This is a genomic window from Actinoallomurus liliacearum (genome assembly GCF_039542035.1).
GTDB lineage: Bacteria > Actinomycetota > Actinomycetes > Streptosporangiales > Streptosporangiaceae > Actinoallomurus > Actinoallomurus liliacearum.
In genome coordinates this window covers 37,211-62,099 of sequence record NZ_BAABHJ010000012.1, presented here as the reverse complement: position 1 = coordinate 62,099, position 24,889 = coordinate 37,211, and the positions used below count along the sequence as shown (strand labels likewise).

At 70.6% G+C, this 24,889-nt stretch carries 25 protein-coding genes; 16 read left to right on the top strand and 9 right to left on the bottom strand.

All coding sequences use genetic code 11. The annotated features are described in order from the left end of the window. Positions 1–24 precede the first annotated feature (24 nt). The 7 genes from ABD978_RS20855 (at position 25) to ABD978_RS20825 (ending at position 4,673) form a co-directional block, all read left to right on the top strand. On the top strand, positions 25–978 hold the full coding sequence (locus tag ABD978_RS20855; RefSeq protein WP_345356807.1) for a substrate-binding domain-containing protein: 954 nt from the start codon (positions 25–27) through the stop codon (positions 976–978). Then, positions 978–1,862, top strand: a complete 885-nt coding sequence (locus tag ABD978_RS20850; RefSeq protein ID WP_345356804.1) for a ribokinase — start codon at positions 978–980, stop codon at positions 1,860–1,862. Before ABD978_RS20855 ends, ABD978_RS20850 begins: the two co-directional genes overlap by 1 nt. A gap of 1 nt (position 1,863) precedes the next feature. Then, positions 1,864–2,253 carry a D-ribose pyranase gene (rbsD, locus tag ABD978_RS20845; protein ID WP_345356801.1) on the top strand — a complete coding sequence of 130 codons (390 nt, stop codon included), beginning with the start codon at positions 1,864–1,866 and terminating at the stop codon, positions 2,251–2,253. 127 nt (positions 2,254–2,380) lie between these two features. Then, the gene (locus ABD978_RS20840) at positions 2,381–2,833 is read left to right on the top strand and encodes a pyridoxamine 5'-phosphate oxidase family protein (RefSeq protein ID WP_345356798.1); all 453 of its coding nucleotides are present in this window, start codon (positions 2,381–2,383) and stop codon (positions 2,831–2,833) included. Between the two features lie 10 nt (positions 2,834–2,843). Next, positions 2,844–3,035: a ferredoxin gene (locus ABD978_RS20835; RefSeq protein WP_345356795.1), complete on the top strand. Its 192-nt coding sequence runs from the start codon at positions 2,844–2,846 to the stop codon at positions 3,033–3,035. Positions 3,036–3,134: 99 nt separating this feature from the next. Next, positions 3,135–4,220, top strand: coding sequence for a Zn-dependent alcohol dehydrogenase (locus tag ABD978_RS20830; protein ID WP_345356792.1), 1,086 nt, complete (start codon positions 3,135–3,137; stop codon positions 4,218–4,220). Between the two features lie 276 nt (positions 4,221–4,496). Further along, entirely contained in the window at positions 4,497–4,673 is a 177-nt protein-coding gene (locus ABD978_RS20825) for a hypothetical protein (RefSeq protein ID WP_345356789.1), read from the top strand. A gap of 91 nt (positions 4,674–4,764) precedes the next feature. On the opposite strand, the gene ABD978_RS20820 is transcribed toward ABD978_RS20825, so the two are convergent. After that, positions 4,765–7,587 carry a hypothetical protein gene (locus ABD978_RS20820; RefSeq protein WP_345356786.1) on the bottom strand — a complete coding sequence of 941 codons (2,823 nt, stop codon included), beginning with the start codon at positions 7,585–7,587 and terminating at the stop codon, positions 4,765–4,767. Positions 7,588–7,810: 223 nt separating this feature from the next. Here ABD978_RS20820 and ABD978_RS20815 point away from each other — a divergent pair, with 223 nt between their 5' ends. After that, entirely contained in the window at positions 7,811–8,197 is a 387-nt protein-coding gene (locus tag ABD978_RS20815; protein ID WP_345356783.1) for an SCO5389 family protein, read from the top strand. Between the two features lie 52 nt (positions 8,198–8,249). Here the strand turns inward: ABD978_RS20815 and ABD978_RS20810 are convergent, their stop codons facing one another. Together ABD978_RS20810 and ABD978_RS20805 are read right to left on the bottom strand one after the other, a co-directional pair. Next, positions 8,250–8,990: a L,D-transpeptidase family protein gene (locus ABD978_RS20810; RefSeq protein ID WP_345356780.1), complete on the bottom strand. Its 741-nt coding sequence runs from the start codon at positions 8,988–8,990 to the stop codon at positions 8,250–8,252. Positions 8,991–9,201: 211 nt separating this feature from the next. Then, complete coding sequence (locus ABD978_RS20805) at positions 9,202–9,798, bottom strand: DUF1707 SHOCT-like domain-containing protein (protein WP_345356777.1); 597 nt, start codon at positions 9,796–9,798, stop codon at positions 9,202–9,204. A 132-nt stretch (positions 9,799–9,930) separates the two neighbouring features. On the opposite strand from ABD978_RS20805, the gene ABD978_RS20800 reads away from it, so the two are divergent. Then, entirely contained in the window at positions 9,931–10,602 is a 672-nt protein-coding gene (locus ABD978_RS20800; protein ID WP_345356774.1) for a cupin domain-containing protein, read from the top strand. 169 nt (positions 10,603–10,771) lie between these two features. On the opposite strand, the gene ABD978_RS20795 is transcribed toward ABD978_RS20800, so the two are convergent. After that, on the bottom strand, positions 10,772–11,671 hold the full coding sequence (locus tag ABD978_RS20795; protein ID WP_345356771.1) for an SDR family oxidoreductase: 900 nt from the start codon (positions 11,669–11,671) through the stop codon (positions 10,772–10,774). Between the two features lie 196 nt (positions 11,672–11,867). Next, on the bottom strand, positions 11,868–12,536 hold the full coding sequence (locus ABD978_RS20790; protein WP_345356768.1) for a DedA family protein: 669 nt from the start codon (positions 12,534–12,536) through the stop codon (positions 11,868–11,870). A 125-nt stretch (positions 12,537–12,661) separates the two neighbouring features. Here ABD978_RS20790 and ABD978_RS20785 point away from each other — a divergent pair, with 125 nt between their 5' ends. The 5 genes from ABD978_RS20785 (at position 12,662) to ABD978_RS20765 (ending at position 19,568) form a co-directional block, all read left to right on the top strand. Beyond that, positions 12,662–13,702 carry a serpin family protein gene (locus tag ABD978_RS20785; protein WP_345356765.1) on the top strand — a complete coding sequence of 347 codons (1,041 nt, stop codon included), beginning with the start codon at positions 12,662–12,664 and terminating at the stop codon, positions 13,700–13,702. A gap of 185 nt (positions 13,703–13,887) precedes the next feature. Next, the gene (locus tag ABD978_RS20780; RefSeq protein WP_345356762.1) at positions 13,888–17,577 is read left to right on the top strand and encodes a multifunctional oxoglutarate decarboxylase/oxoglutarate dehydrogenase thiamine pyrophosphate-binding subunit/dihydrolipoyllysine-residue succinyltransferase subunit; all 3,690 of its coding nucleotides are present in this window, start codon (positions 13,888–13,890) and stop codon (positions 17,575–17,577) included. Positions 17,578–17,671: 94 nt separating this feature from the next. Further along, positions 17,672–17,851, top strand: coding sequence for a DUF6104 family protein (locus tag ABD978_RS20775; protein ID WP_252775676.1), 180 nt, complete (start codon positions 17,672–17,674; stop codon positions 17,849–17,851). A gap of 156 nt (positions 17,852–18,007) precedes the next feature. Further along, the gene (locus ABD978_RS20770) at positions 18,008–18,835 is read left to right on the top strand and encodes a DUF4097 family beta strand repeat-containing protein (protein WP_345356759.1); all 828 of its coding nucleotides are present in this window, start codon (positions 18,008–18,010) and stop codon (positions 18,833–18,835) included. 16 nt (positions 18,836–18,851) lie between these two features. Then, on the top strand, positions 18,852–19,568 hold the full coding sequence (locus ABD978_RS20765; protein WP_345356756.1) for a PadR family transcriptional regulator: 717 nt from the start codon (positions 18,852–18,854) through the stop codon (positions 19,566–19,568). Positions 19,569–19,589: 21 nt separating this feature from the next. Here the strand turns inward: ABD978_RS20765 and ABD978_RS20760 are convergent, their stop codons facing one another. The 4 genes from ABD978_RS20760 to ABD978_RS20745 all read right to left on the bottom strand — a co-directional run bounded on the left by ABD978_RS20760 (position 19,590) and on the right by ABD978_RS20745 (position 22,620). Beyond that, on the bottom strand, positions 19,590–20,558 hold the full coding sequence (locus ABD978_RS20760; RefSeq protein ID WP_345356753.1) for a zinc-binding dehydrogenase: 969 nt from the start codon (positions 20,556–20,558) through the stop codon (positions 19,590–19,592). A gap of 32 nt (positions 20,559–20,590) precedes the next feature. Then, a complete protein-coding gene (locus tag ABD978_RS20755) occupies positions 20,591–21,019 on the bottom strand; it encodes a type II toxin-antitoxin system VapC family toxin (protein WP_345356750.1) in 429 nt (142 codons plus the stop codon). Beyond that, positions 21,006–21,290 carry a type II toxin-antitoxin system VapB family antitoxin gene (locus tag ABD978_RS20750; protein ID WP_345356747.1) on the bottom strand — a complete coding sequence of 95 codons (285 nt, stop codon included), beginning with the start codon at positions 21,288–21,290 and terminating at the stop codon, positions 21,006–21,008. Before ABD978_RS20750 ends, ABD978_RS20755 begins: the two co-directional genes overlap by 14 nt. Before the next feature lie 145 nt (positions 21,291–21,435). Beyond that, positions 21,436–22,620, bottom strand: a complete 1,185-nt coding sequence (locus ABD978_RS20745) for an NAD(P)-dependent malic enzyme (RefSeq protein ID WP_345356745.1) — start codon at positions 22,618–22,620, stop codon at positions 21,436–21,438. Between the two features lie 328 nt (positions 22,621–22,948). On the opposite strand from ABD978_RS20745, the gene ABD978_RS20740 reads away from it, so the two are divergent. Together ABD978_RS20740 and ABD978_RS20735 are read left to right on the top strand one after the other, a co-directional pair. Then, positions 22,949–23,779 (top strand): ABC transporter substrate-binding protein, encoded by an 831-nt coding sequence (locus ABD978_RS20740; protein ID WP_345356743.1) that lies wholly within the window; start codon positions 22,949–22,951, stop codon positions 23,777–23,779. 142 nt (positions 23,780–23,921) lie between these two features. Beyond that, positions 23,922–24,887 carry an ABC transporter substrate-binding protein gene (locus ABD978_RS20735; RefSeq protein ID WP_345356740.1) on the top strand — a complete coding sequence of 322 codons (966 nt, stop codon included), beginning with the start codon at positions 23,922–23,924 and terminating at the stop codon, positions 24,885–24,887. Positions 24,888–24,889: the final 2 nt, after the last annotated feature.

The following is a 24,889-nucleotide window of genomic DNA, read 5'->3' as shown; positions in this document are numbered from 1 at the left end:
AACACATCGAAAGGTCTCACCACCATGCAGTTCACCAAGCCGGCCGCGGTCGCGGCCGCCGGTGCGGTCCTCGCCCTCGGCCTCACGGCCTGCAACAACAACAGTGGTTCGTCCTCCGGCGGCGGTGGCGGCGACATCAAGATCGGCCTGTCCGTCTCCACGCTGAACAACCCGTACTTCGTGCAGCTGCGCCAGGGCGCCGAGGCCGAGGCGAAGAAGGAGGGCGTCAAGATCACCACGACGGACGCCCAGAACGACGCCTCCCAGCAGGTCAACCAGGTGCAGAACTTCGCCAGCCAGAGTATGAAGGCGATCATCATCAACCCGGTCGACTCCGCGGCCGCCGCGCCCGCGGTCAAGGCCGCCGACCGGAGCAAGATCCCGGTGATCGCCGCCGACCGCGGCGTCGACGGGGCGACCGTCACCCAGACCGTCGCCTCCGACAACGTCGCCGGCGGCAAGCTGGCCGCCCAGGAGCTCGGCAAGGCGCTCGGCGGCAAGGGCAAGGTCGCCGTCCTGCAGGGCACGGCGGGCACGTCGGCCGCCAACGACCGGCAGAAGGGCTTCGTGGAGGGCATCAAGGCCTTCCCCGGCATCCAGGTCGTCGCCCAGCAGCCCGCCGACTTCGACCGGACCAAGGGCCTGGACGTCATGACCAACATCGTGCAGGCGCACTCCGACATCACCGGGGTGTTCGCGGCCAACGACGAGATGGCCCTGGGCGCGATCAAGGCGCTGGGCGCGAAGGCCGGCAAGCAGATCAAGGTCGTCGGCTTCGACGGCACCCCCGACGGGCTCAAGGCCATCCAGGCCGGCACGCTGACCGCCGACGTCGCGCAGCAGCCGGTGCTCCTCGGCCAGATGGCCGTCCAGGCCGCCGTGAAGGCCGCGAAGGGCGACAAGATCGACGCTACCGTGGCGGTCCCCGTCAAGGTGGCCACGAAGGACAACGTGGCTCAGTTCACGAACGGATCCTGATGCCGGACAAGACCTATGACGTCCTCGTCGTCGGCTCGGTCAACGCGGACCTCGTCGTCCGCGTCGACCGGCGCCCGGCGGCCGGGGAGACCGTGCTGGGCTCGGACCTCGCCACGTATCCGGGCGGCAAGGGGGCCAACCAGGCCGTCGCCGCCGCCCGGCTGGGCGGCCGGGTGGCCTTCCTCGGCCGCGCCGGAACCGACGGGCAGGGCGACTTCCTGCGGGACGCCCTGCGCGGCGACGGCGTGGACATCACCCACCTGATCACCACGCCGGGCCCGAGCGGGGTCGCGCTGATCACGTTGGGCCCCGACGGCGACAACAGCATCATCGTCTCCCCCGGTGCCAACGGCCGCGTGACCGAGGAGGACGTCACGGCGGCCGGGCCGCTCTTCGCGGCCGCGTCGGTGGTCTCGCTGCAGATGGAGGTGCCGCTCGACGCGGTACTGGCCGCCGCGCGCGCCGCCGAGGCGGCCGGCGCGCGGGTGGTCTTCAACCTGTCGCCGCCCGCCGCCGTCCCGGACGAACTGCTCGCGCTGTGCGATCCCCTGGTGGTCAACGAGCACGAGGCCGCGTTCCTCGGCGCGAGCGACCCGGCCGGGCTGCTGGCGCGCGGCCCGCGCTCGGTGGTCATCACCAAGGGCGCGGACGGCGCGGTCGTCGCCGACGGCGACGGCGTGATCGAGGTCCCGAGCCCGCGTGTCGAGGCCGTGGACACGACCGGGGCCGGGGACGCGTTCACCGGCGCGCTGTCCTGGCGGCTGGCGCGGGGCGACGACCTGGCGACGGCGGCGCGCTTCGCCGCGCGCGTGGGCGCCGCCGCCGTTCGCGTCGCGGGCGCGCAGAGCTCGTTCCCGCGGCCGGCCGATCTGGAGGACATGTGAAATGAAACGCGGGGGAATCCTCAACGGCGCCCTGTCGGGCGCCCTGGCCCGGCTCGGCCACACCGACCAGGTGCTGATCTGCGACAGCGGGATGCCGATCCCGGCGGGCACCGAGGTGGTGGACCTGGCCTTCACGCTCGGCATCCCCGGCTTCGCCGAGGTGCTGGACGGGATCCTGACCGAGCTGGTCGTCGAGGGCGCGGTCGCGGCCGAGGAGGTCGTGGGCGGCAACCCGGAGTGCCACGCCCTGCTCGACGACCGGCTGCCCGCCCTCACATACGTCCCGCACGAGGAGCTCAAGCTGCTGGCGCACGCGGTGAAGCTGGTCGTACGGACCGGCGAGGCGACCCCGTTCGCGAACGTCATCATCCGGTGCGGCGTGGCCTTCTGATCCCTGCGAAGGCCGCCGGCGTGGCCTTCTGAGTCCTGCCCGAGCCGGCGGCGCCCGGCGCCGTCCGGTTCCGGCCGCGCCCGCCCGCACTTGCCCGCGCTTACTGAAACGTGTTCTACTTTCTGGCGTGAGTCAGCGTTCCCGTGTCGCGATGACGGACGGCGAGGTCGCCGCGCTCCTGCAGGAGAGCAAGAAACTGCAGCTCGCGACCATCAACCGCGACGGCACCCCGCACCTCGTGACCATGTTCTACGGCCTGGTCGACGACAAGATCGCCTTCTGGACGTACCGGACCTCACGCAAGGCGCACAACCTGCGCCGCGATCCTCGGGTGACCTGTCTCATCGAGACGGGCGAGGACTACTTCGAGCTGCGCGGGCTGATGATGTACGGCACGGCGCGGACCCTTACCGAACCGAACGACATTCGGTATGTTGGCTGCGAAGTGGTCCGCCGGATGATGGACCTGAAGGACGATGACGCCATCGCCTCACTCGTCGACCAGACCGCGGCCAAGCGGCACGCGTACATCGTCGAGCCGACGGGCATCGCGTCCTGGGACCATCGCAAGCTCACCTGAGCGAGGAGCCATGGAAGTACGAGTCGATCCGCTGGTCTGCGAGGCCAACGGCGTGTGCGTGGGCCTCATGCCCGAGGTGTTCGACCTCGACGACGAGGACGTCCTGCACATCGTCGAGCCGCACCCGCCCGCCGAGCTGCTCGACCGCGTCCGGCACGCCGTACGCTCCTGCCCCAAGGCCGCGTTGACCCTCGAGGAGTAGCCCCGGCGCCGCCCGGCGCCATCACGTCGTCCGGCGCCCGCCCGGGGCGCCGCATCCTCGGCCGGCGCTCTCGTCGGCCCTGCCATGGAGGTGTGCACGGTGCGAGCCGCGGTCCTACGTCAGGTCGGCGACCAAGAGGTCGAGCTGCGCGACGACGCCACGACCACCGAGACCGGCCCCGATCAGGTGAAGGTGAAGGTCCGGGCGACCGGCGTCTGCCACTCCGACCTGTCCGTCCTGACGGGCGTGCTGCCGATGCCGATCCCCTGCGTCATCGGGCACGAAGGCGCGGGCGAGGTCGTCGAGGTGGGCGAGCACGTCACCAACGTCGGCCCCGGCGACCACGTCGTCATCAACTGGACGCCGGACTGCGGCACCTGCGCCGAGTGCGTCCGCGGCGAGCCGTACCTGTGCATGACGTTCATCGCGCAGACGTTCGGCGACCCGAGGTTCCGCCTGGGCGGCGACGCCCCGGCGTACGGCATGGCCGGGTGCGGCACCTGGGCCGAGGAGCTCGTCGTGCCGTGGCAGGGCGTCGTCAAGGTGGCCGAGGACGTGCCGTTCGAGTACGCCGCGCTGCTGGGCTGCGGCATCCCGACCGGCGTCGGCGCGGTGTTCAACACCGCGAAGGTACGGCCCGGCTCGAAGGTCGCCGTCGTCGGCGCGGGCGGCGTCGGCCTGTCGGTGATCCAGGGCGCCCGGATCGCCGGCGCGGCGACCATCCTGGCGGTCGACCCGAACGAGGCCAAGCACCCGATCGCCAAGCAGTTCGGCGCCACCCACACGGCCACGCTCGACGACCTGCAGGAGGTCAGCGGCCTGCTGACCGGCGGCCAGAACTTCGACTACGTCTTCGAGGTCGTCGGCAAGGCGGCGGCCATCGAGACCGCCTGGAAGGCGACCCGGCGCGGCGGCGACGTCATCGTGGTCGGCGCGGGAGCCGTGGACGACAACTTCCAGATGAGCGCCTTCTCCCTGCTGTTCGAGGGCAAGAACCTCAAGTCGTCGCTGTACGGCGGGAGCGACCTCAAGCGCGACATCCCGATCTTCGTCGACCTGTGGCGCAGCGGGAAGCTGGACCTCGAGGGCCTGATCACCCGGCGCATCCGGTTCGAGGACCTCAACGACGCGATGGCGACCCTGCGGCGCGGCGACGCGATCCGCCAGGTCGTGATGTTCGACTAGGGACGTGTTCGAGGGCGGCCGGCGGGCGCTGCCCGGCCGCCGGCCGCCCCGCCGCGACCCGTGACTCCCTGACCCGGTGAGGGGGAGCGCGGGCCGCGCCGTGATGAGGTGTCCCGGACCGGGACGCCGGTCACCCTTTCGCGGTGACTCACCTGCCTCATCGCTGCGAGTGGCGAATTCGCTACACACGTTTCTGGCGAACGTCAAGCAGCGAAAGTTTTATTCGCCGCATATCGGGCATCTGGCGGGCGTTCGGCTCGGAACCAGGAGGCTCCAATGCGAATAAGGGGCGGCATCAGCTTCGTCGGCCTGATTTACATATTGATCGGGATCTTCGTGGCCTGGGACCACGACTACATCACGACCGGCCTGATCAAGCGGGTCGTCAGCGCCCTACTGGCGATCTTCCTCTGGATCCTCATTCTCCTCGGCGTCGACCTGCACCTCCGCTGAGGCCCCGAAACGCCATTGCGGCCGCCCTACCGACAAGGGCGGCCGCAATGGCGTTCTCATCCGACCGGATCGACTTTTCGGTCAGCTCGACTTAGGGAATAGGGGTGCGCCAGAGGGTGGGCACGTCGCCGGACGCGTCTCCGGTGAATCCGACGCCGACCAGCGTGCCGCCCACGACGGTGAGCCCGGCGAGCCGCTGGGTGCCGAGCCCGTCCAACCCCCGACCATGCGGCCGTGACGCCCGCCAGGTACGGCCGTCCGGCGAGGTCCACAGCACCACGTCGGAGCCCGTCGTACCGGCCAGGACGAAGCCGTGCGCCGTCGCCGTCACCGCCGTCACCGCCGTGTTCTGCCCGACCCCGGGCAGGGAGACGGGCTGCCACGTCCGGCCGCCGTCCACCGAGACCGCCGCGAAGGCCGCCGAGCCCGGTGCGCCCGCCGCCGGCGGGCCGGTCACCCCCGCCGCGCCGGTCACGCCGGTCGCGACCAGCGCCCCGCCGCGCGCCACGACCGAGGTCAGCGAGCCGGCGGTGGCACCCTGCGGGAGCGTCGGCGCGCTCGCGGACAGCGTCCACTGCTTCCCGTCCGGGGAGGTCCAGATCGCCGGCTGGGCCGTCTTGTTCCTCGTCTGGCCGCCGACCGCGACGAACCCGGCCGACCCCGCCGTGACGTCGGCCGTCCACTTGGGGGCGTCCGCGGACCCGTCCAGGTCGCCCTTTGCCGCGTCGCCGCCCCCGGCCCAGTTCTTCAGGTCCGTGGAGTACCAGGCCGCGGCGCTGTCGCCGCGCCGGCCCACGATGACGTACGCGCCGGCGTTCGCGGTGGCCGCCACCGGGGTGAGGTCGGATCCGCCGAAGACCTTCCCGCCCGGCACGGCCTGCCAGGAGCCGCCGTCCGCGGACATCAGGGTCAGCGGGCGGTCGCCCGCGCCCCCGACCGCGAGCCAGCCCGCGGCCCCGTGCACCACGTCGGCGAGCTGCCGGGGGGGCGTACCGGCCGGAAGCGTGGCGCGGGTCCACGCCGAGCCGTTCGGCGAGGTCCACAGCGCGGCGTCACCGTTCGAACTGCCGACCGCCATGACGCGGCCGGCGTCGGCGACCACGCCGGTGAGCGTCAGCTCGGGGTGCACGGCGCCCGGGATCGCGCCGAGGTTCACGTCGCCCGCGCCGGTGACGGTGAGGTACGCGTCGGTCGCGCCGAGCCGTCCGGTGACCACCGTGCCGGCCGTCGCCGGCACGACGTCGGTGAGGTCCCGACCCGCTGAAACGTCCCCGGCGTGCTGCCAGCTCTTGCCGTCCGCGCTGGTCAGCACGGCCGTCTTGCCACCGCCCACCGGCACGAGGGCGGCCAGGCCGGTGTCGGCGCCGCGCAGCGCGCCCAGGTGCGAGTAGCCGGCCGTGCCGAGCCGGCCCAGCGGCGCCCAGGTCTGCCCGTCGGCGGAGCCGAAGATGACCGCGAAGGACGTGGTCCGGCGGTGCTTCTTCGACCCGGTGGTCTGCGATCCCTCACGGGCGGCGAACAGCCCCGAGCGGGTCGCCACGAGCGCGACGACGTTGCCGGACGACCCCTGGGCCTGCGGGACCGTCACCGGCGCCCAGCTGCGCCCGGAGTCGGGCGACCGCCAGAAGGCCTCCCGGTCGACCGTCTGCGTGACCTTCCGCTTCTTCTTCTTGACCTTCTTGGTGACCGTCACGGTGGTCCGCAGCGTCCCTTCGGCGACCACGGTGTCACCGAACGCCGCGGCCGAGGAGACGCGGATCGGCGCGCCGCCTCCTTGCGGCGTGAGCTGCTCCGGGCCCACGCGTGTCCAGGAGCGGCCGTCACGGGACGTCCAGACGATCCCCTGGGTGCCGCCCTTCACCGTGGCCGACCCGACCGCGACGAACCCCGAACCGGTGCGAACGAGACGGTTGACCTTGTCGCCGGGACCGAACGCGCCGACGACCGCGGCGCGCGTCCAGGACCGGCCGTCGCGGCTTGTCCAGGAGACCGCTCCCGCCGAGGTGAGGCCCAGCGCCGCCCACCCGCCGGTGTTCCCGGCGATCAGCTGCGGGTACTCCCCCGGCGGCGGATCGCCGCCGTCGGCCCCGCGCACCGACGCGACCCGCCAGGAGCGGCCGCCGTCGGCGGAGGTCAGGAACTGCGCGCGCGAATAGACGCCGCCCTGCTCCGAGCCGATCGCCACGACGGAGTTACCGGCCCCCGCCACGGCGGTCAGCGTGTGCGACCGGCCGCTCGTCTTGGCCGCCGGGTCCGGGGCGAAGAGACGGTCGGCGGCCACGGGCACGGGCGCCGCCGGCTTCTTCGGCTCGTCCCCACCCGTACCGAACAGGGCGTAGGCGCCCCCACCGAGGACGACGACGACCGCGGCGGCGATGGCGACGGGCCGGAGCGGCACCGACGGCAGGCCGCGGGTCCGCTTCGGCGGCGTCCACGGCTCGTCGTCCGCCGCGCCCCCCGGAGGAGCCGTGGGAGGCGCCGCGGCGGGGGCGGCGGCCGGCGCGACGACGGCGGAGGCGGCCGGTGCCGGGGCTATGGGCCGCGGCGCGGTGCTCGTGGGCCGCGGCGCCGTGCTCGTGGGGCCCGTGCTCGTGGGGCTCGCGGGGCTCGGATACGCCGCGGCACTGGCCGCCACGGGAACGCTGGGCGGGGTCGACGGACGGCGCTCCGGCTCGGCGCGGCTCCAGTCGATCCCGGCACGGTGCCACACGGCGTTGGACCGCTGCCAGGGCGAGGAGTTCGGCACTCCGGGGACACGGCGGCCGTCCGAGGCCTCGTCCGCCGCCTCCGCGAGCCGTTCGCTGATCCGGCGGCGCTCGTCGCGGCCGGAACGCCTGGGGTTCTTCTGGGTCGGGCGGACGGCACTGCCGCCGAAAGGCTCCCCGGGGGGCGCTCCGCTTCCGGTCGTGGTCACGCTCACCTCTTGTCAAAGACCGTTCGTGCAAGGACCTATCAAACCGCTATTCGGCCCGAAAGGGGGCGGAGACGAGGCCGTCCCGGCTTCGTTCTCCCGGCCGTGGACGGCGCGTCACCGGCCCGTTCCATTCCGTCGGCGACCGCGCGGAGGCTGTCGTCACCGTCGAGCCATAGACGTTCCCGGCAGGGCCTGCCTAGCGTCCCCTTCCGGAGGTGGTGACATGTCCCTGACCGTTTCCCCCGAGCTCATCGACCGCGCTCAGCGGGACGAACTCGACGACGCGGCCTTCGTCGAGTGCATCCGCACGTCCCTGCCGTACGCCTGGCAGGTCGTCGAGGGGCTGATCGGCGAACTCCGGGCGGGCGGCACCGACTTCACGGCCAATGAGGTGCCGCCCCCCGACGAGGCCGCCCGTGGCCAGCTGCTGCGCATGCTGGCCAGCGACGCGATGCGCGGAGCGCTGGAACGCCATTACGGCGTCCGCCTGGCGTTCCAGAACTGCCACAAGCTCGCGGTGTTCCGCCCGGAGGCCGATGAGGCGTATCGCGAGTTCGTCACCCCGCGCGCCCAGATCCTGAATCAGCGGCCCGAACTCGTGGACTGCTGAGAAAGGAGAAACGGAGCCGTACGCCCACGCGTACGGCTCCGTCTCTGGATGCTCAGGCCGGTGCCTTGCCCCGGAGGTAGACCTTCGTGTTCAACGGCAGCAGCTTGGCGACGATGTCCGCCGTGTGCATCGGCGTCCGCACGCAGCCGTGCGAGGCCGGGTACAGCGGCACCTCAGGCTCGCCGTGGATGGCGTAGCCGCCGTGGAAGTAGTTGGCCTTGTAAAGCTTGCCGAGCGGGCCGGTCTCCCAGCCCTTGGCCTTCCGGTACACGTAGTAGTTGCCGGTCGGCGTCCGCGCGTTGATCTTGCGGCCGTTCTGGTAGTAGTACGCCCGGCCGCTGGAAATGTGGCTGATGAGGACCAGTTTGCCGCTCTTGTAGATGTAGAGCAGCTGGTGGGTCAGGTCCACCTCGGCGCGGTTCGCGGCGCCGCCCTTGATGAGGGCCTTCGGGACCTTCGGGTGCGCCAGCGCGGCCCAGGTCTTCGAACCGACCGGCGCCGACTGGTTCGGGTGCATTCCCTGGGCCTTCTGGAAAGCCCAGACAGCGAACCGGGTCTGGCTGCCGTACTGTCCGTCGACCGTTCCCGGGTCGTAGTGCAGGGCGATCAGGCGCTGCTGCAGACGCGTGACCGCCGCGCCCTTGTCGCCGTAATGGAGCGTCGGGTTGGCCTGCGCCTGCACGGGGGTTGTGGCGGCGGCGGCGAACGCCGTCGCGGGGGCGGCCACAGCCGGGACGAGGGCCATTGCCGACAACGTCCCGATGGCGGCGGCCTTCCCCAGGCTCATTCGCATACAGCTCTCCCAAACATTGACAGATTGCACGAGCCAACCTGTTTTACCTCATGCGGCCGATCATTACGATGCTTTTGCCACCGCAAAGGTTCGTTCGGGTGCTGTGGGAGATGTCACCGCCGCCGACCGGAAAGACCGGCGTTCGGACGTCATCCCAGGCGGGCGGTCAAACGTCGCCCGCCCGGTCGTCGGTCAGGGTGTGCGCCGGAGCTCAGCGTCTGGGCATGGTCCGGACGTCGACCCGGCCCTTGTAGGCATAGCCCCGGATGTGCACGACCGGCGCGTCGGCGGCCAGGTCACCGGTCCAGTCCCCGTCGTGCGTGACGCCGAAGCCGCTCGCCTCGACCCGGACGCCGGGCGGCACGAGGAGCTGGAGATCCGACTTGTAGGCCACGGCGAGGATCGTGGTGAGCGCCTCGGTCAGCTCCGCGGCCCGCAGGTCGATCACGCCGCCGCCCTTGTAGACGAGCGCGCGGTACGTCCCGGGCACCCGCCAGCGTCCGGCCTGCCGCAGGGTGTTCTTGTAGGCCACCGCGTAGCGCCCCGGTTTCGGCAGGTGCGCGGGCGCCGCCGACCGCGACGCGGCCGGTGCGGTGGGCGCGGTGGCCGCCGGCAGGTCGACGAGCAGTTCGGCCAGCTCGCCGTGGGTCCGCGCGGAGAGCGCCCCGCGCATCCGCTCGTCGAACTCCCCGTCGGTGAGACGACCCTCCGCGAAGGCCACCTGCAGCCGCTGCACCGTCTCGTCGCGTTCCTGGTCGGAGGCGCGCATGCTCGGCCGGCCCGGCGACGCCTCGTGGTACGGCTCCATCGGCAGACCCCTTTCAAGTCGAGATGCATCTTAACCCAGCATCTCTCTAACTCCGAGACCTGTTTCCGTGACACCGGACCGCGACCCGGCCGGATCCGTCGGCGGGAGGACTCACCGGACTACGGTGGAACCGTGCTCCTACTCACGACACTCGACGCATGGCGCGCGGACCCGGACGAGCCGTTCCGCAGCGAGACGGCCGCGTACGCGCCTGAGGAGGACGCCGCCGCGCTGGCCACCGAGCACTTCGGCGACGAGCAGGTGATCGCGCTGGTCTTCGACCATCCGCGGCTGCTGCTGCCCGGCGCGGTCAACCGCGAGATCGTCCGGGAGATCCGGTACGGCCGCCGGGACCCGGGCGGCAGGGTCACCGGCTTCGAGGTCAGACCGCCGGTCGCCGAGTCCCTCGACCTGTTGCCGCACCCGGAGGGCGGCTGGTTCCGCGAGACCTGGCGGACCTCCGTGCCGGTCGCCGCGCACGGCGGCGAGCGTCCGACCGCGACCGGCATCTACTTCCTGCTCGGGCCGGGCGAGGAGTCGATGTGGCACTCCGTACGCTCGGACGAGCTGTGGCTGTGGCACCGCGGGGGCCCGCTCGAGCTGATCTTCGGCGGCGAGGCCGACACGCCCGGCCGGCAGACCGAGACGGTCATCGTCGGCCCGGACGTCGAGGACGGCCAGCGGCCGCAGGCGCTGGTGCCCGCGGGCGTCTGGCAGGCCGCCCGGCCCGCGTCGGACCGGGAGGTCCTGGTCAGCTGCGTGGTCTCCCCCGGCTTCGACTACGCCGACTTCCAGGCCATCTGACCCGGCCGGGCCGCCGCCCGGCGGAGGCGCCCGTCCTGCGCGGGGCGACCGTCCTGCGGGGGGCGACCGTCCGGCCCAGCGGGGGCGACCGTCCGGTGAGGATGGCCGTCCTGCGGGGGACGACCGCCCGCGCGCGGATCGGGCGGGCGGCCGGGCCGCGCCGGAGGCGTTACTGCAGGGCCTGGAACAGCGCCGTGGTCTGCTCGCCGATGTTCTTCGGGACGAGGTACGGCTCCGTCGCGTTGACCTGCCGCCAGTTGTCGCGGACGTCCTCGACGCTCAGCCCGTCCTTCTTGGTGAAGCCCGCCACCTCGGCGACGAACACGCGGGCGACCTTTCCGCCGCCGACCGTGTAGGTCTCGCCGGTGCTCTCGTTGCTCTCATGGGCCAGCCAGGCGACCACCGGCGTGACGTGCTCGACGCTGAGCCGGTCCTGGAACTCGGCGGGGAACAGGTCCTCCGTCATCCGGGTCCAGGCGATCGGGGCGATGGCGTTGACCTTGATGTTGTACTTGGCGCCCTCGGCCGCGAGCGTCTTGGTCAGTCCGACGAGGCCCATCTTCGCCGCCGAGTAGTTCGCCTGGCCGAAGTTGCCGAACAGGCCCGCCGGCGAGGACGTCATGACCACCCGGCCGTACGCCTGCTCCCGCAGGTGCGGCCAGGCAGCGTGCGTGACGAGGAAGGATCCGCGCAGGTGCACGGCGATGACCTGGTCGAACTCCTCCGGCGACATGTTCTTGAACGACTTGTCCCGCAGGATGCCGGCGTTGTTCACGACGATGTCCACGCGGCCGAACGCGTCGAGCGCGGTCCGTACGATCGCCTCCGCGCCCTCCGTGGTGGCCACGTTGTCGGTGCTGGCGACGGCCTCCCCGCCGTTCTTCGTGATCTCGGCGACCACCTCGGCCGCCGGGCCGGTGGAGGCACCGGTGCCGTCGAGGGCGCCGCCGAGGTCGTTGACGACGACCTTCGCGCCGCGCGCGGCCAGTTCGAGCGCGTGCTGCCGCCCGAGGCCCTGGCCCGCTCCGGTGACGATCGCCACCCGTCCGTCGAACCGCAGTTCCGCCATTCTCCGCACCCTCCTCGCGACCTGAGCTCGTGAACCTGGGTCCACCGTGACCCCAGTGTCCAACACCCGACCGAATCCCGCTCGGTCGGGGACGCCCCAAAGTCGTGGAAAGGCGTCGGCCCGCGATCCGTTCCCGGATCGCGGGCCGTTCCGTGTAGGCCGATGCTTCGTGGCCTGGACGAGCGACGCCGCCGCGTCAGGGGGCGCGGTCGGGCACCGGCTCCGGCTCGTCGGCCGAGGCGAGCTCCGCCTCCGGCGCGGCGTTCTCCCGGCGCTTGCGGCGCACCGACCAGACGACGAACGCCACGATCGCGATGACGGCCACCGCGATCGCCAGCACCCGGCCGGCCCACTGCGCCACCTGCTCGAAGGCGGTGCCGACCAGGTAGCCACCGAGTGTGAAGCCGACCCCCCAGGTGACCCCGCCGAGCGCGTTGAACGCCAGGAACCTGCCGTACGGCATCTTGGCGCTGCCGCACAGCGCGGGCATGAGCGCGCGGAGCAGTGCGGTGAAGCGGCCGATGAAGACGGCGGAGGCACCGCGCCGGCGCAGCAGGGCATGTGCCTTGTCCACCTTCGGGCGGTGCTTGTGCAGCGTCCGCATGCCCAGCAGCCGGTCACCGTAGCGGCGGCCGATCTCGTAGCCGACCGAGTCGCCGACGACCGCCGACAGCACGATGATCACCAGCAGGACGGGAAGCGAGACCCGGTGCTGGCTGGCCAGCACGCCGGCCACGACGATGGCGGTCTCCCCCGGGAAGACGAAGCCGAAGAACAGCGCCGCCTCGGCGAAGACGAGCGCCGCGACGACGCCGTAGATGACCGGACCGTGAAGGTCGAGGAGAGCATGCGTGATGGAGCCCACAGGCGATCAACATCCCAGTTTCGGGGTCGGCACCTCGTCATCGTATGAGCCCTGGTCCACCCGTGAATCGTTCTGAGGTGGGAGAGCGGGTCATTACTTTGGATCAGTAGGGAAGGTGGCACACCGTGGACGACTTCCTCATGACGCTGCACGGCCGGTTGCCGGCGGAGGCGAATCTCGTGTGGTCGCCGTACTCCGTGGCGTCGGCGCTGGCGCTGGTCGCCGCGGGCGCGCGCGGCCGGACCCGGGAGGAGCTGACGCGAGTGCTCGGCGCGCCACCGGAGCGGCTCCGGCTCGCCGAGGCCGCCGCGCCCGGCGACGCCGAGATCCGCGTGGCCAACGTCCTGTGGGCCCGCGCGGGGCTCCCCGTGAAGGACGCCTACCGGCAGGCGATCGCGGAGCTCCCCGGGGCCGCGTTCCGCGTCGCCGACTTCGCCGGTGATCCGGATGCCGCGCGCCGGGTCGTCAACGCCGAGGTGGAGAAGGTCACCGAAGAGCTCATCCAGGACCTGCTGCCACCCGGGTCGGTCGACCGGCGGACCGCCGCCGTCATCGCCAACGCCCTGTACCTGAAGGCCGCATGGCGCAGTCCGTTCGCCGAGCGGGACACCCGGTCGGAGCCGTTCCACGGCGTACACGGGCGGAAGCGGGTGCCGATGATGCGGCGGACCGGGCGGATGGCGTACGCCGAGACCGAGGGCTGGCGGATGGCCGCCCTGGCCGCCGACGGCGAGGTGGCGGTCGAGGTGCTCGTCGGGCCGGACCCCGCCGGCGCGCCGCCCGGCCTCGATGTCCTCCGGCGGCTGCGCGACTCGGCACGGCACGTCAGCGTGGCGCTGTCCCTTCCCCGGTTCCGCGTGGAGAGCCGGGTCAGCCTGGGCGAGACGCTCGACACGCTGGGCGCCGGGACCGCCTTCACCGGCGACGCGGACCTGTCCGGGATGTCCGCGGAGCCGGTCCACCTCGACCGGATCGAGCACAAGGCCGTGCTGGACGTGGACGAGGCGGGCTTCGAGGGGGCGGCCGCGACGGCCGTGGTGATGACGCTGTCGGCGTTCACTCCCGGGCGTCCCGTGGAGTTCCGGGTCGATCGGCCGTTCCTCGTGCTGGTCCGCCATCCCCGCACCGAGGCGATCTACTTCGCCGCCCGGATCACCGACCTATGAGATCGAGATCACACAGGAGTCGGCCGAAACTTAGGTTTCTACCCTGTTCCTGCCCAAAGCACACGCCCGTTTTGGCGGAGATCACCGGCCCGTCCCGGGGCTTTGCCCCGCCGAGGCCCTTCGGCCGGTAGCCTTGACAAGGTTACTGATCCACCTGCGAGCCGCGGAAGAGGGCGATCGCCGCCGTGTCGACTCAGTCGTCGCGATCCTCCGCCGACCTGAACACTCCTGACTTCGGTCCCAACGAGTGGCTGGTCGACGAGCTTTACCAAAAGTACCTGGAAGACCCCAACTCGGTTGACCGAGCCTGGTGGAACTTCTTCGCCGACTACCAGCCGGATCGCCCGGCCAAGGCGCCCTCCGGCGCCGACGGCGCGGCGCCCCCGACGACACCGCCCACCCCCACGGCTCCCACTCCGAAGCAGACACCCGCCGCCCCGGCCACCGCGGCGAAGCCCGCCGAGGCCGCCAAGCCGGCGCCGGCCGCGCCCGCGAAGAAGGCCGCGCCCGCCCCCCAGGTGCCCGGCGGCGCGGAAGAGGTGCGACTGCGCGGCGTCGCCGCCCGCACGGTCACCAACATGGAGGCCAGCCTGGCCGTGCCGACCGCGACGAGCGTCCGCGCGGTCCCGGCCAAGCTGCTGATCGACAACCGCATCGTCATCAACAACCACCTGAAGCGCGGCCGGGGCGGCAAGGTCTCCTTCACCCACCTCATCGGCTACGCCATCGTCCGGGCGCTGCAGGCGATGCCGGAGATGAACGCCTCGTACGCCGAGGTCGACGGCAAGCCGATGCTGATCAAGCCGGAGCACGTCAACTTCGGCCTCGCGATCGACCTGAAGAAGGACGACGGGCAGCGGCAGCTCGTCGTGCCGAACATCAAGGCCGCCGAGACGCTCGACTTCCGCCAGTTCTGGGCGGCGTACGAAGAGCTGGTGCGCAAGGCGCGGTCCAACAAGCTGACGATCGACGACTACGCCGGGACGACGATCAGCCTCACCAACCCGGGCACGATCGGCACCGTCCACTCCGTGCCGCGGCTCATGCCCGGCCAGGGCTCGATCATCGGCGTCGGCGCCATGGAGTACCCCGCCGAGTACGCCGGCACCTCCGAGGAGGCGCTCGCCCGGCTCGGCATCAGCAAGGTCATGACGCTGACCTCGACGTACGACCACCGCATCATCCAGGGCGCCCAGTCGGGCGACTTCCTGCGGATGGTCCACCGCCTGCTCCTCGGCGAAGGCGAGTTCTACGACGAGATCTTCGAGGCGCTGCGGATACCGTACGAGCCGGTCCGCTGGGTGCAGGACATCAGCGCCACCCACGAGGACGACGTCGCCAAGGTCGCCCGGGTGCACGAGCTGATCCACGCCTACCGGGTGCGCGGCCACCTCATGGCCGACACCGACCCGCTGGAGTACACCCAGCGCCGGCACCCCGACCTCGACGTCCTCAAGCACGGCCTGACGCTCTGGGACCTCGAGCGCGAGTTCGCCACCGGCGGTTTCGGCGGCAAGCCGACGATGAAGCTGCGCGACATCCTCGGCGTGCTGCGCAACTCCTACTGCCGGACCGTCGGCATCGAGTACATGCACATCCAGGACCCCGGCGAGCGGGCCTGGATCCAGGACAAGGTCGAGGTCCCCCACGACAAGCCCGACCGCGAGGAGCAGCTGCACATCCTCGGCCGGCTCAACACCGCCGAGGCGTTCGAGACCTTCCTGCAGACGAAGTTCGTCGGGCAGAAGCGGTTCTCCCTCGAGGGCGGCGAGTCGCTGATCCCGCTGCTCGACTCGGTGATCACCGCGGCGGCGCAGGACCACCTCGACGAGATCGTCATCGGCATGGCCCACCGCGGCCGGCTGAACGTCCTCGCCAACATCGTCGGCAAGTCCTACGGCCAGATCTTCGGTGAGTTCGAGGGCAACCTCGACCCGCGCAGCGCGCAGGGCTCCGGCGACGTGAAGTACCACCTGGGCGCCGACGGCGACTTCGTCGCCCGCGACGGCTCGAAGATCCGCACCGCGCTGGTGGCCAACCCGAGCCACCTGGAGACCGTCGACCCGGTCGCCGAGGGCGTCGTCCGCGCCAAGCAGGACCTGCGCGACGTCGGCGAGGGCGGCTTCACCGTGATGCCGATCCTCATCCACGGCGACGCGGCGTTCGCCGGGCAGGGCGTCGTGGCCGAGACCCTCAACCTCTCGCAGCTGCGCGGCTACCGCACCGGCGGCACCGTGCACATCATCGTGAACAACCAGGTCGGCTTCACGACGGCGCCGGAGTACTCCCGCTCCAGCGTGTACGCCACCGACGTGGCCCGGATGATCCAGGCGCCGATCTTCCACGTCAACGGGGACGACCCCGAGGCGTGCGCGCGCGTGGCCCGGCTCGCGTTCGAGTACCGCCAGGCGTTCAACAAGGACGTCGTCATCGACATGATCTGCTACCGGCGGCGGGGTCACAACGAGAGTGACAACCCGTCGTTCACGCAGCCGCTGATGTACGACCTCATCGACGCCAAGCGGTCGGTCCGCAAGCTCTACACCGAGGCGCTGATCGGTCGCGGCGACATCACCGTCGAAGAGGCCGAGCAGGCGCTGCGGGACTACCAGCAGCAACTGGAGCGGGCGTTCAGCGAGACCCGGGAGGCCACCAAGCAGCAGCCGCCCGCGGGCTTCACCAAGCCCGACGTCGAGCGCATCCCGGTGGACCACGCGGGCGTCCCGACCGCCGTCTCCGACGAGACGATCAAGCGGATCGTGGACACCCAGCTCAACCTGCCGGAGGGCTTCACGCCGCACCCGCGCGTCCAGCCGCTGCTGGCCAAGCGCGCGCAGATGGTGGAAGAGGACGCGATCGACTGGGCGACCGGTGAGATGTTCGCGTTCGGCTCGCTGCTGATCGACGGCCGCCCGGTGCGGCTCGTCGGCCAGGACAGCCGGCGCGGCACCTTCGGCCAGCGGCACGCCGTGGTCTTCGACCGCAGGACCGGCGAGGAGCACACCCCGCTCAAGCAGTTCGGCACGGGCACCTCGAAGTTCTACGTGCACGACTCGCTGCTCAGCGAGTACGCCGCGATGGGCTTCGAATACGGCTACTCGATGACCCGCCCGGACGCGCTGGTCTGCTGGGAGGCGCAGTTCGGCGACTTCGCCAACGGCGCGCAGTCGATCCTGGACGAGTACATCTCCTCCGGCGAGCAGAAGTGGGGCCAGCGCTCCAGCGTCGTCCTGCTGCTCCCGCACGGCTACGAGGGCCAGGGGCCGGACCACTCCTCCGCGCGCATCGAGCGCTACCTGCAGCTGTGCGCCGAGGACAACATGACGGTGGCGCAGCCGAGCACCCCGGCGAGCTACTTCCACCTGCTGCGCTGGCAGGCCCTGTCGCCGCGGGAGAAGCCGCTGATCGTCTTCACGCCGAAGTCGATGCTCCGGCTGAAGGCCGCCACCTCGGCCACGGCCGACCTCACCTCCGGATCCTTCCAGCCGGTGATCGGTGACCCGAAGCAGCTCGGCCAGGTCCGCCGCGTCGTGCTCACGAGCGGCAAGCTGTACTACGACCTGGCCGCCGCCCGGGAGAAGTCCGGTGACACGTCGGTCGCGCTGGTCCGCGTCGAGCGGCTCTACCCGCTGCCGGTGGACGAGATCAAGGCCGAGCTGGCGAAGTACCCGGCCGACGCCGAGCTGGTCTGGGCGCAGGACGAGCCCGCCAACATGGGGGCGTGGCCCTTCATGGCGCTGAAGCTGCCGCCGCACCTGGAGGGCCGGGAGCTCAAGCGGGTGTCCCGCCGGGCGAGCTCCTCGCCCGCCGTCGGGTCCGCCAAGATGCACGCTCTGGAGCAGCAGGGCCTGGTGGCCGCGGTCTTCAGCGAGTAGCGGCCGCATCCGGCATACGGCGCTCCGCACGGTCAACGTGTGGAGCGCCGTTCCGCTCGCAGGGCACGAACGACAGCGAAAGAGAACGATTGCCATGTACTTCACGGATCGGGGGATCGAGGAACTCGCCGACCGCCGAGGCGAGGAGGAGGTCTCCTTCGTCTGGCTGGCCGACCGGCTGCGGGAGTTCGTCGATCTGAACCCCGAGTTCGAGACCCCGGTCGAGCGGCTCGCCACCTGGCTGGCCCGGCTGGGTGACGAGGACGACGACTGACCCGTCGGCCGTCCCGCAGCGGCGGACAGTCCGGCCCTCTCGTCGGGTCGTGGATTCTCGCCCGCCATCCGGCTTGTCACACGATACATCTTGACTTTCGCGTAACACGACATATCTTGTTAACAGCGAAGCCTCCCGACGGAAGGGAATCGTGCCGTGGCGCGCTGGACCGTGGATGAGCCGACGAACCTCGACTTCGACGGCGTGGTGGCCCTCAAGGCCAATATCGTGGCAGGGACCATCTCGATCCTGCCGAGTGACGAGCGACCCACCCTCCAGGTCGGCGAGATCTCGGGACAACCTCTCGAGATCGTGCACGAGGCCGGGATGCTCAACCTCAACCACAAGAGCGCCGGCTGGGACGGCGTCTTCAAGTGGCTGCAGAACACCCGGGGCCGGGTCAGCGTGACGATCACCGTTCCGCCCGACTGCCCGGTCACCCTCAACCTCGGCACCGCGAACGCGATCGTCACCGGGCTGGCCGGACGGGTGTCCGTCAAGACCGCCTCGGGCGACGTCACCCTCGACGGCGTGACCGGGTCGATCGACGCCAACACGGCGGCGGGGGACATCGAGGCACAGGGGCTCGCGGGCTCGGTCACCTTCAACTCCGTCTCCGGGAACCTCTCCCTCGCCGGCGGCAGCCTCGACCGGCTGACCGCCCATTCGGTCGCCGGGAAGGTCACGACCGACGTCGACCTGCGCACCGGCAGCCGCGCCCAGGTGAGCACCGTCTCCGGCGAGGTCACCATACGGCTGCCCGAATCGACCTCCGCCAAGGTGTCGCTCAACTCCATGACCGGCCGCGTCGACGCGGCCTTCCTCGAGCTGACGCGCACCCGGCCGGACCGTCCGGTGGGCAAGTACGTGAGCGGTACGCTCGGCGACGGCGACGCGTCCCTCACGATCAACTCGGTCTCCGGTGCGATCACACTGCTCAGCCGACCGGATCCAGAGGAACTGACGCGATCGGCGAGCGAGTGAGAAGGGGGAGCGAGTAATGAGTCCAGTGTTCGGGCATGGCCGGCTGCGGTTGTACCTGCTGAAGATGCTCGAGGAGAGCCCGCGACACGGCTATGAGGTCATCCGGCTGCTCCAGGACCGTTTCCTCGGCGTCTACTCCCCCTCCCCCGGCACCATCTACCCGCGGCTGGCCCGGCTCGAGGAGGAGGGCCTGGTCACCCACGAGGTCGTGCAGGGCAAGAAGGTCTACCGCCTCACCGACGCGGGCCGCGCCGAGCTGGAGCGCCGGATGGACGAGCTCGCGGAGCTGGAGGAGGAGCTCACCGAGTCCGTACGCGACATCGCCCGCGAGGTCCAGGAGGACGTGCGCGACACCGTGCGGTCGCTGCGCGAGGAGCTCACCCAGGCCGCCCGGGAGATGCGCCGGCAGAACCCGGTCGGCGCGGCGCAGAACCTGAAGGAGACGACGCGGCGGCAGAAGGACGAGTGGCAGCGGCAGAAGACGCAGTGGAAGGAGCACAAGCGCGCCCTGCAGGAGGAATGGCGGAGCACCTGGGACGACGCCTGGGCCACCGCCACCGGCACGCAGGAGGACGCGGTCCGCGTCAAGCTCGACCGGGCGCTGCGCAAGTTCGTCGATGAGATCCGCACCGCGGCGCGGGACGGCATCGACGAGGAGCAGGTCACCGCGGCCCGCGCGCTCCTCGCCGAGACGTCCGAGCGGCTACGCACGGAGATCCTGGGCAAGGGCTGACCTCGCGCCGGCCGGCACCGGTCAGGTCGTGAAGACGATCTTCCCGAAGACGTCGCCGTCGATCATCGCGGCGAAACCGTCGCGGGCCTGCCGCAGCGGGATCGCGCGGTCGATCCGCGGGCGCACGCCCGTCTTGTCGAGGAAGCGCGCCAGCCGTACGAGCTGATCCCGGGTGCCCATCGTGGAGCCGACCACCGACAGCTGTAGGAAGAACACGCGGCTCAGCTCGGCCGGTGGCACCTGGCCGCTGGTCGCGCCGGACACCACGATCCGGCCACCGGGCCGCAGGGACTTCAGCGAGTGCGACCAGGTGGCCTGGCCGACGGTCTCCATGACCGCGTCGACCCGCTCGGGCAACCGCGCGCCGGACTCGAAGACCTGGTCGGCGCCCAGTTCGAGGGCCCGCTTGCGCTTGTCCTCGGTACGGCTGGTCGCCCAGACGCGGTAACCGGCGGCCGCGCCCAACGCGATCAGCGCGGTGGCGACCCCGCCGCCCGCCCCCTGGACCAGGATGGTCGAGCCGGGCTGCAACCCGGCCTTGTCGAACAGCATCCGGTACGCGGTGAGCCACGCGGTCGGCAGGCAGGCCGCCTCCTCGAACGAGATAGAGGCCGGTTTGGGCACCAGGTTGCGGCGCGGCACGGCGACCTTCTCCGCGAAGGTCCCGTCGTAGGACTCCGACAGCAGCGAGCGCTTCGGATCGAGCGTCTCGTCGCCCCCGCCCCGCTCCGGATCGCCGATGACCGAGTGCACGATCACTTCGTTGCCGTCCTCGTCGACACCGGCCGCGTCGCAGCCGAGGACGATCGGCAGCCGGTCCTCCCGGATCCCGACGCCGCGGAGCGTCCAGACGTCGTGATGGTTGAGCGCGGTCGCCCTGACGGTGACGGTCGTCCAGCCCTCGGGAACCGTGGGATCGGGACGGTCCCCCAGCTCCAGCCCGTTCAGCGGATTGTCGGCATCGATGCGTGCGGCAGTGACGGCGAACATGCCCGCAGCCTAACCCGGCCTCCCCCGAACGATCAGTCAAGGGGCCGCCGCCACCGCAACCCCGGAAAGCGGCTGAAGCCCTTGTCCGTGGTGATGAACTCGCACCCGTGCTCGATGGCGAGGGCCGCGTGGTAGGCATCCGGCACGTCGTTGCCCTTGGCACCAGACTTCTCGCAGAGTTCGGCGAAGATCGCCCAGTTACGCGGACCCGGGACGAGAGGGACACAGTTCGAACGGCTGCGAAGATCGGATACAGCGGCCAGCGCAGCGGTGAGTGGTGTTGGATCCTTAAAGATGCGGCGATTCGTCACTACTCGAACGAATCCACTGAGCACGAGATCCGACACCGCGAAGGGCTCTGGACCGTCCATCATCTCGAAGAGCCAGCACCGATACCGCTCATGATCTGCCATGTCCGGACGATGGGCGTATACCAGGACATTGACATCAACCAGCCGCATCGTGGGCTCGCATCCTGTAGTCCTCGTCTTCCTCTTCGTACATGAGGTCCTTGAGGACGCGAGGGTCGTTCAGGTCGATGTCGGGCCTGGCCGGCCCGGTCCCCCCGTACACGGGGAACGCGGCGGGCTCTCGGGAGGGAGCATCCGCGCGCCGCAGCAGCTGACGCAGCGCGTCCTCGATGACCGAATTCAGGCTGCGATGCTGCTGAGCCGCGAACGCCTTGGCGTCCGCGAGTAGCTGATCGTCGATCCGCACCGTCGTCCTCCGCATGCCTACAGTGTCGGCAGCATGACATAAAGATGTCAATGATCACAAACAGTTTCGAGATGATTACACTTCGCGGTCACCATCGCGCAAACGTGCCGCGGCCCGCACGCCTGGTGAGGTGTGCGGGCCGCGACTGTGCGTCTGGGGGTCAGAGGCGGGCGACGCCGTCCTTGCGGGCCTGGTCGGCGACCGCCTGGGTGACGGCGGGCGCGACGCGTTCGTCGAACGGACTGGGGATCACGTAGTCCTCGGACAGGTCGTCGCCGACCACGTCGGCCAGCGCGCCGGCCGCCGCGAGCTTCATCCCCTCCGTGATCGTGTGCGCGCGGACGTCGAGGGCCCCGCGGAACACCCCGGGGAACGCCAGCACGTTGTTGATCTGGTTGGGGAAGTCGCTCCGCCCGGTCGCGACCACCCGGGCGTGCCGCCGGGCGATCTCCGGGTGGATCTCCGGCTCCGGGTTGGAGAGCGCGAACACGATGGCGTCCTCGGCCATCACGTCGAGGCAGTCCTCCGGGATGGTCGCGCCGGACAGGCCGATGAAGACGTCCGCGCCGTGCAGGGCGTCCTCGGTCGAGCCCTGCAGCCCGGCGCGGTTGGTCGCGCGGGCGAGCTCCTGCTTGATCGGATTCAGCCCTTCGCGGCCCTCGTGGATCAGGCCCTTGCTGTCGGAGAGGGCGATGTCGCCGATCCCGGCGTTCAGCAGGATGCGGGACACGGCCACCCCGGACGCGCCGGCTCCGGCCACGACCGCGCGCATCTTCGCCAGCGGCTTCCCGGTGAGGCGCGAGGCGTTGCGCAGCGCGGCGAGCGCCACGATCGCGGTGCCGTGCTGGTCGTCGTGGAACACCGGGATGTCGAGGGCCGCCCGCAGCCGGTCCTCGATCTCGAAGCAGCGCGGCGCGCTGATGTCCTCCAGGTTGATGCCGCCGAAGCTCGGTGCGAGCCGGGTGATCGTCTCGACGAGTTCGTCGGTGTCGGTGCAGTCGAGGCAGATGGGCACGGAGTCGACCCCGGCGAACTCCTTGAACAGCAGCGACTTGCCCTCCATCACCGGCATGGCCGCGGCCGGGCCGATGTCGCCGAGACCGAGCACGGCGGTGCCGTCGGTGATGACGGCCACGACCTTCGAGGTCCAGGTGTAGTCGTAGGAGAGCTCCGGGCGCTCGGCGATCGCGGAGCACACGCGCGCGACGCCGGGAGTGTAGGCGAGGGCGAGGTCGTCGTTGTCCCGGACCGGGACGGTCGAACGGACCTCGAGTTTGCCTCCGCGGTGCAACGCGAAGGCCGGATCAGCATCGTAATTGTGTGGTTCGACAGGCTCAACGGCCACAGCGACCCCTGCTACTAGTGGAAATACGGGCAGACGACCGCATTTGCCTCCGGGTCAATGGACAGCGCGGCCGTCTCTCGATGTGCGTACGGGGGTCACCCGTCGACCAATTGTCCCACACGCCCAGGCGGCGTCCAGTCAGGGGGGCGCAACGGGCGGGTCACGACATCGCCCGTTATCCATTCGTGTCATTGTTGATCACCATCCGGGCGTGAGTAGGCCAAGATGTCGTCCGACCCCCCGTACGTACCCGCCTCCCCCCCGAGGAGGAGCACTGCGTCCCCGTCCCTTCGTCCGCCGCCTGATCGCGGCGGGCCTCACCGCACTCATGACGACCCCCGCCCTCGCGGCCTGCGAGAACGCCGACCCGGCCAGCGCCCTCGGCCGCGTCGAGAAGGCGGACAAGATCGTCATCGCGACCGACGCCCTGTACCCGCCCAACGAGTTCAAGCAGGGCGAGCAGATCGTGGGCTTCGACATCGACCTGGGCACCGCCATCGCCCGGAAACTGGGCGTCAAAGCGGAGTTCCAGGACATGAAATTCGAGTCGATCATGCCCGCGCTCAGCGAGGGCAAGTACGACATCAGCCTCTCGTCGTTCACTGACACCCGGGAAAGGGAGAGCCGGCTCGATTTCGTCACATACCTGTCCGCGGGCACGATGCTGCTGGTCCGGAAGGGCAATCCGAAACGGCTGCTGCCGGACGGCCCGTCCCTGTGCGGCCGCCGGATCGCCGTGGAGCGGGGCACCACGCAAGAAGACGAGTTCACTCCGCCCAGCCCGGCCAAGCCCAACGCCGGTTCGCGCCTGAGCGCATGCCGGAACGCCGGGCGGCCGGCGCCCGTCCGTCTCGCGTTCGACGACCAGGCCGCCGCCAACGCCGCCCTCGCCAAGGGTCGCGCCGACGGGGTGCTCGCCGACGCGCCCTCGGCGGTCTACGGCGCGAAACAGGCCGCCGGCCGCTTCGAATTGTCGGGGCAGCCGTACGGCACCGCGCTGTACGGAATCGCCATCCCCAAGCACCACGACAACCTGCGGAACGCGATCTTCAAGGCGATGAAGGACCTGATCAACGACGGTACATACCGGCAGCTCACCGACAAGTGGGGCATCTCGGCGGGAGCCGTCCGCGAGCCGCGGATCAACGCCGGAGTCTGACGACCCAGTACCAAGATCATCGGCTGTTGTGGGATTGTTTCACGGCAGTAATCGCACTTCGGACAGGGTTGCGCCAAGATGTCGGGCAACCACCGTGCAATCAACCGGGGCGTGACGCCCCGTAAGCCTGGAGGAGGACGCCGTGCACAGCGGTCTTCGCCGTCGCGCCATTGGGGCGGGCATCACAGTCCTGGCGGCGGCCCTCGCCATGTCCGCCTGTGGGTCCAGCAAGACCGAAGGGGGGGCGCCGGCCGGCGGCAAGAACGTCGGCGACATCTTCTCTTCGATCAAGCAGGATCCCAAGCTCAACGCCATGCTGCCCGCCGACATCAAGAGCGCGGGCAAGTTCACCGTCGCGGCGGACCCGTCGTACGCGCCGAACGAGTTCTTCGACACCGACAACAAGACGATCATCGGTTTCGACGTCGACCTCGGTAAGGCGCTCGGCAAGAAGCTCGGCGTCGAGTTCACGTTCCAGCAGGCGGGCTTCGACGCGATCATCCCCGGCATCACATCCGGGAAGTACAACCTCGGCATGTCGTCCTTCACGGACAACACGGAGCGCGAGAAGGTCGTCGACTTCGTGACCTACTACACCGCGGGCTCCTCCCTGATGGTCAAGAAGGGCAACCCGCAGGGCCTCAAGCCGGACGACCTCTCCCTGTGCGGCAAGAAGGTCGCCGTCGAGAAGGGCACCGTGCAGCTCGACGAGCTGTCCGCGACCATCGACGACAAGAAGGGCCTCGGCGCCCGGACGAAGAAGTGCAAGGACGCCGGCAAGCCGGCGCCGATCGCGCAGCCGTACCCCGACCAGGCCGGCGCCAACCTCGCCCTGTCCACCGCGCGCGCCGACGCCGTGCTGGCGGACTCCCCGGTCATCGACTACGCGGCCAAGCAGTCCAACGGCCAGTTCGAGGTCTCCGGTGCGGCGTACGACACCGCCCCGTACGGCATCGCGGTCGGCAAGAACCTGGGCCAGAGCAAGGACGCCATCCTCGCGGCGCTGAAGGCGCTGCAGTCGGAGGGCACGTACAACAAGATCCTCGAGAAGTGGGGCATCCAGGACGGTGCCGACACCAACCCGGTGATCAACGGTGCCAAGGGCTGACA

Bases quoted from the DNA above. Each gene is read 5' to 3' on its own strand.
- ABD978_RS20855 (WP_345356807.1), top strand. From the start codon at position 25: ATGCAGTTCACCAAGCCGGCCGCGGTCGCGGCCGCCGGTGCGGTCCTC.
- ABD978_RS20850 (WP_345356804.1), top strand. From the start codon at position 978: ATGCCGGACAAGACCTATGACGTCCTCGTCGTCGGCTCGGTCAACGCG.
- rbsD (WP_345356801.1), top strand. From the start codon at position 1,864: ATGAAACGCGGGGGAATCCTCAACGGCGCCCTGTCGGGCGCCCTGGCC.
- ABD978_RS20835 (WP_345356795.1), top strand. From the start codon at position 2,844: ATGGAAGTACGAGTCGATCCGCTGGTCTGCGAGGCCAACGGCGTGTGC.
- ABD978_RS20825 (WP_345356789.1), top strand. From the start codon at position 4,497: ATGCGAATAAGGGGCGGCATCAGCTTCGTCGGCCTGATTTACATATTG.
- ABD978_RS20815 (WP_345356783.1), top strand. From the start codon at position 7,811: ATGTCCCTGACCGTTTCCCCCGAGCTCATCGACCGCGCTCAGCGGGAC.
- ABD978_RS20810 (WP_345356780.1), bottom strand. From the start codon at position 8,990: ATGCGAATGAGCCTGGGGAAGGCCGCCGCCATCGGGACGTTGTCGGCA.
- ABD978_RS20805 (WP_345356777.1), bottom strand. From the start codon at position 9,798: ATGGAGCCGTACCACGAGGCGTCGCCGGGCCGGCCGAGCATGCGCGCC.
- ABD978_RS20795 (WP_345356771.1), bottom strand. From the start codon at position 11,671: ATGGCGGAACTGCGGTTCGACGGACGGGTGGCGATCGTCACCGGAGCG.
- ABD978_RS20775 (WP_252775676.1), top strand. From the start codon at position 17,672: ATGTACTTCACGGATCGGGGGATCGAGGAACTCGCCGACCGCCGAGGC.
- ABD978_RS20765 (WP_345356756.1), top strand. From the start codon at position 18,852: ATGAGTCCAGTGTTCGGGCATGGCCGGCTGCGGTTGTACCTGCTGAAG.
- ABD978_RS20760 (WP_345356753.1), bottom strand. From the start codon at position 20,558: ATGTTCGCCGTCACTGCCGCACGCATCGATGCCGACAATCCGCTGAAC.
- ABD978_RS20755 (WP_345356750.1), bottom strand. From the start codon at position 21,019: ATGCGGCTGGTTGATGTCAATGTCCTGGTATACGCCCATCGTCCGGAC.
- ABD978_RS20750 (WP_345356747.1), bottom strand. From the start codon at position 21,290: ATGCGGAGGACGACGGTGCGGATCGACGATCAGCTACTCGCGGACGCC.
- ABD978_RS20740 (WP_345356743.1), top strand. From the start codon at position 22,949: ATGACGACCCCCGCCCTCGCGGCCTGCGAGAACGCCGACCCGGCCAGC.